The sequence below is a fragment of the Nocardia sp. NBC_01329 genome (assembly GCF_035956715.1).
In the GTDB taxonomy this organism is placed as follows: domain Bacteria; phylum Actinomycetota; class Actinomycetes; order Mycobacteriales; family Mycobacteriaceae; genus Nocardia.
This window is the reverse complement of the sequence record NZ_CP108381.1, coordinates 2,505,901-2,509,809: the sequence shown is the minus strand read 5'-3', so window position 1 is coordinate 2,509,809 and position 3,909 is coordinate 2,505,901. Positions and strand designations below refer to the sequence as shown.

At 64.5% G+C, this 3,909-nt stretch carries 2 protein-coding genes; both read right to left on the bottom strand.

Features of this window, described 5'->3' with window-relative positions; genetic code table 11:
* Nucleotides 1–972 precede the first annotated feature (972 nt).
* Nucleotides 973–1,755 carry an ESX secretion-associated protein EspG gene (locus tag OG405_RS11710; protein ID WP_327151655.1) on the bottom strand — a complete coding sequence of 261 codons (783 nt, stop codon included), beginning with the start codon at nucleotides 1,753–1,755 and terminating at the stop codon, nucleotides 973–975.
* Nucleotides 1,752–3,800 (bottom strand): hypothetical protein, encoded by a 2,049-nt coding sequence (locus tag OG405_RS11705; protein WP_327151654.1) that lies wholly within the window; start codon nucleotides 3,798–3,800, stop codon nucleotides 1,752–1,754. Before OG405_RS11705 ends, OG405_RS11710 begins: the two co-directional genes overlap by 4 nt.
* Nucleotides 3,801–3,909 lie beyond the last annotated feature (109 nt).

Below are 3,909 nucleotides of genomic sequence, written 5' to 3'. Positions count from 1 at the left end.
CCTGCAGGATCTGGATACTCGGGTGCGGTGGCAGGAACCGTACGGTGACGCGCCCGGTATGTTCCACTACCGCCGTTCCCGGACGAAGCCGATTTCCACCGGTATTCCCTGTGGCAGAAGGCTCGGCATGCGCTCGAAATCGGTAGTGACACTCCGCTGTTCACGAACCACGACGAGGCGGCCGGATATGTCCGGCAGCGGGTCGATTCACCGGAAGAGGCGGCTGCTCGCGAACGAGTGGTCGAAGCGCATCTCTGAGTCGCGGAGGGAGGCGACCGCACGCTGGGGTGAATAGGAAAGCGAACAGTTCGTGGAGCGCGGTCGTGAATTACTTTATGCGGCGACCCGACATATCATCCCTGGCACTGGCTTTGCTTCCCTTGCTTGGTCGTATATGACCGCCGGCCTGTCGCGCATGCGCAAGCGGGTGGTGTCTTTGGACGCTGTGAACGATTCCGGAAGGAGCCTGCACGACATCGTCGGTGACCCAGGGCCGGCCGACCCTGACACCGATCCCGGCTTCGACGACGAGAAGTTCATAGAGACCATCCGAGGAGCGCTGTCGGACCTGCCCGATCGGGACGTTGCGATGGAGGTGGTGATGCTGCGCCTTGTGGAAGGTATGCCGCGGGACGAAGTGGCAGAACTTCTTGATATGGAGTCCACGCCGGAAGAGGTCGATCGATTGGCTGCTGCTGCGGCTACTCGATTGCGCGCGGCCTTCGACTCGACGAATCGACCGGACTTCTCGGTTTCCGGCCAGGACGAGACGGCAGAAGCCGATAGCACGAATCCTGTTGTGCCCGATCGCCGGTCAGGAGAAGAGGGCGCAACGGAGGACGGCATGAGGCGCGTGACCACGGAGATCTCGCCGGTAGTCGGATCCGGACCAAACCTGCGCGGGCCGAATCGGAGAACGACGTGCGAATGGCGATCATGCCCCGGCGGCACAGCTGCGCGTAGCCGGTCTGGTCAGCGCCGCTGGTCCCGGATCGCCGATATGACCTCCGCGATGCCGCTGTTCAACTGTGCGGTGAGTTGTTTCGTTTCCACGGGCAGAGCAGTCGGCGCAGGTCCGAGGGTGATCGCGTAACGGCCGTCGTTGTCGAGATCCCGCCAGTGTATTCGGATCCGGACCACTCCGCGGGGGCCGAACCGGGAAATGCCCTGGCTGATAGTGATCATGCCCTGGCCGCTGGTCGGTGCGTCGAGGAATCCGGCGGTTCGCTGTTCGACAGTGTCGTCGAAGGAGTCGTGGACGACCGAACGCCCGTAGGTGTAGTCCACATCGGGATCGCCGGAGCGGCGCGCGAGCACGGTTTCGCCGCGCGTACCCGCGGCGACCTCGGGCAGTTCGGCCGTGAGTGCGGCGGCCAGGTCCAGCGGTGAGTATTCGGTGACGATATAGCCGCCGCTGTGCCACGCCGTTTCGCCCGGCAGTTGTTTCAGCAGGTATCCGTCGTTGCCACGGCGGACCCCGAGAAGCCGGATCTGACTGTCGGGGTCCTCGTGGTCCCGACCCCAACCGTGCATCTCGATGCGGATATCGGGCCGCGCGACGATATCCAACACCCGGTCGAAACCCGGGTCGAGGGTACTGCGCAACTGTTCCCGGATCGCCCGCTTCTCCCGCTGGTGGTCGTAATACAGCGGGGTGCGGCTGGTGAACACGAACGGCGCGGGCAGGATATCGGCCTGCGCACTCTCCCAGGCCACAAAGAATTCGAGGTCGGTGAATTTCCAGGTGCGGGTCATTTTTCGACGACAGCCCTGGTCACGGTGCGCGCCTCACCGAGCGCGTCCTCCAGATGCTCTTTGGAATTGAGGTAGGTGGGACGTTTGTGGTCCTTCTCCTGCTGCCCCTGGTTACCGCCCGCGCCCGCGCCCGGCGTGCCGGGGGTTCCGCCCATCGGCATCCCGCCGGCGGGCATGCTCATCCGGGCGGCCGACGAAGCCGCCGGACCCGCGAGGCTGGCTCGGGGGAACAGGCGCGAGGCTTCCGTCTCGGCTCGCACCAGGGGGGCTGCCGGGCTCGAACCGCCCGCGCCCCCGCCCACACCGCCCGCTCGGGCGCCGCCGAGTCCGCTCGGTGTACCGGAACGGGCGGGGTCGCCGAGGCCGGGCATATTCGGCATGGAGCGCATGGCGGCGTCCTGCGCCGCGGCTCGAGCCGCCTCCTGTGCCGCGGACTGTAAACCGCTCAGACCCTGTTGTCCCAGACCGACCGCTTCACCGAGCCCGTTGGCCCCGGCCCCGGCCGGGTTGATGAGCGACGGGTCGGTTCCGGAGTCGACCTGGGAGGGGTCGAGACCGCTGATTTTGTAGTCGACGGGCGTCGGCGCCGGGCGTGATGTGGCATACGGGTCGTTCCCGCTCGTGCCATTACCGGCGCCGGTATATGCGGGACCCGCGCCGCCCGTGAGGCCGGGGCCCGCGCCGCCCGTGAGGCCGGGGCCTGCGCCGCCGGTGTAGCCGGGTCCGGTTCCGCCGGTGTAGCCGGGGCCCGTCCCGCCGCCCTGGCCGGTTTTTTCGTCATCTTTGCCGGGTTTACTGTCGCCTGGCTTCTTCGCCGAGGTGGCGGGCAGTTCATTCAACGCCGGAATGTACTGGGATGAAGTTTGAACACCCTGAACATAGTTGTTTTCCATGTTCTGCCGGTAGATCGCGAGGGCCCTGGCGTTCTGGGCGTCGTTCGCCGCATCGCTCTCTGTGACCTCGGTGCTTCCGCCACCGCCGAGCAAATCGGTCGCATGACCGTCTACAGAAACTGGCTTCGGTGGGTGCTCCTCGGTAGGCATGCCTTTGTGGGTATTGGCCAGCCACTTCGAGGCGTAATTCAGATTGGACCCGAACGACTTCATCCGGGAGGTGAGGTCGTCGGCCTTCGTGTGGTAGTTCTTCACCGCGCCGATCGCGGCGTCGGCCCCTTCGCCTTTCCAGAGGGTTTCGGGCATCTTCGTCAGCTTCTCGGCGAATTGGCCGACGGCGTCGTCCATTTCGCCGGCCATCCAGTCCCACATCTTCCCGGCGTGGTGTACCGGTTTGATCGCCTTCTCCGTAGATTTACCGAGCTTGTAAAGCTCGTTCCACAATGCCATCCCGGGGTTCTCTGGATTCGGCCCGGTCTCCAGTTGCGCCTGCCACAACGACTCCGGCTGGGTCTGGTTCGAGCCCAAGTTGTCGAACATCCGGTCGGGGTAGCTGGCCGGGCGGACGAGATCCTGGGGCTTGACCTCGTCGAGGCCGACGGATCGCAATTCCTTGGTATCCAGTGTGTTGGTGAAATCCCGCACGCCGCCGGGGGTGACCTCTCCATCATCATCCTGATGGCCGGTCTTCGGCCCCTTCCAGTCCTTCCCGAGCTGCGGCGCCTTCGTGGAGAAGTCTTTCGCGCCGTCCGCAGGTCTGACTTTGACGCCGTCCAAGCTGTTCTTCATGGCTTCGCGGGTCTGCTTATCGAATCCCCACGCCGAATCGAGTTCGGTATCGATGTACTTCTTACCGGCTTCTTTGAACGTGTGCAGCATTTCGGTGAGTACCGACTTGTGGCTGCCCAGTACTGTGTTCAGGCCCTGGAGAGTGTTGTTGAATTGAGTAGCCAGCAGTCCACCGGAGGGCAGATAGCTCAGCTCCTTGAGTGTGTCCATTCCGGCGATGGTCTTCTCGAGGCCCAGGACCCTACTGATGGCCTCGACACATTCCTCGGCGGCTGTCTGTGCCGCGATAGGCTCGAATACGATATCGCCGGCCGCCACCTGCTTCGCGACGTCCTTCCACGGATTGTTGTCCGTGGCCGGCACGATCGGGCCGATGCGCTGGACCGGCCTTCCACCGTCCGGTTCGTCTAGCATCCTCGCCTCCGACTATGTCTCCGCGGCAACCAGAAGACATCGATCGCACCCATGTGTA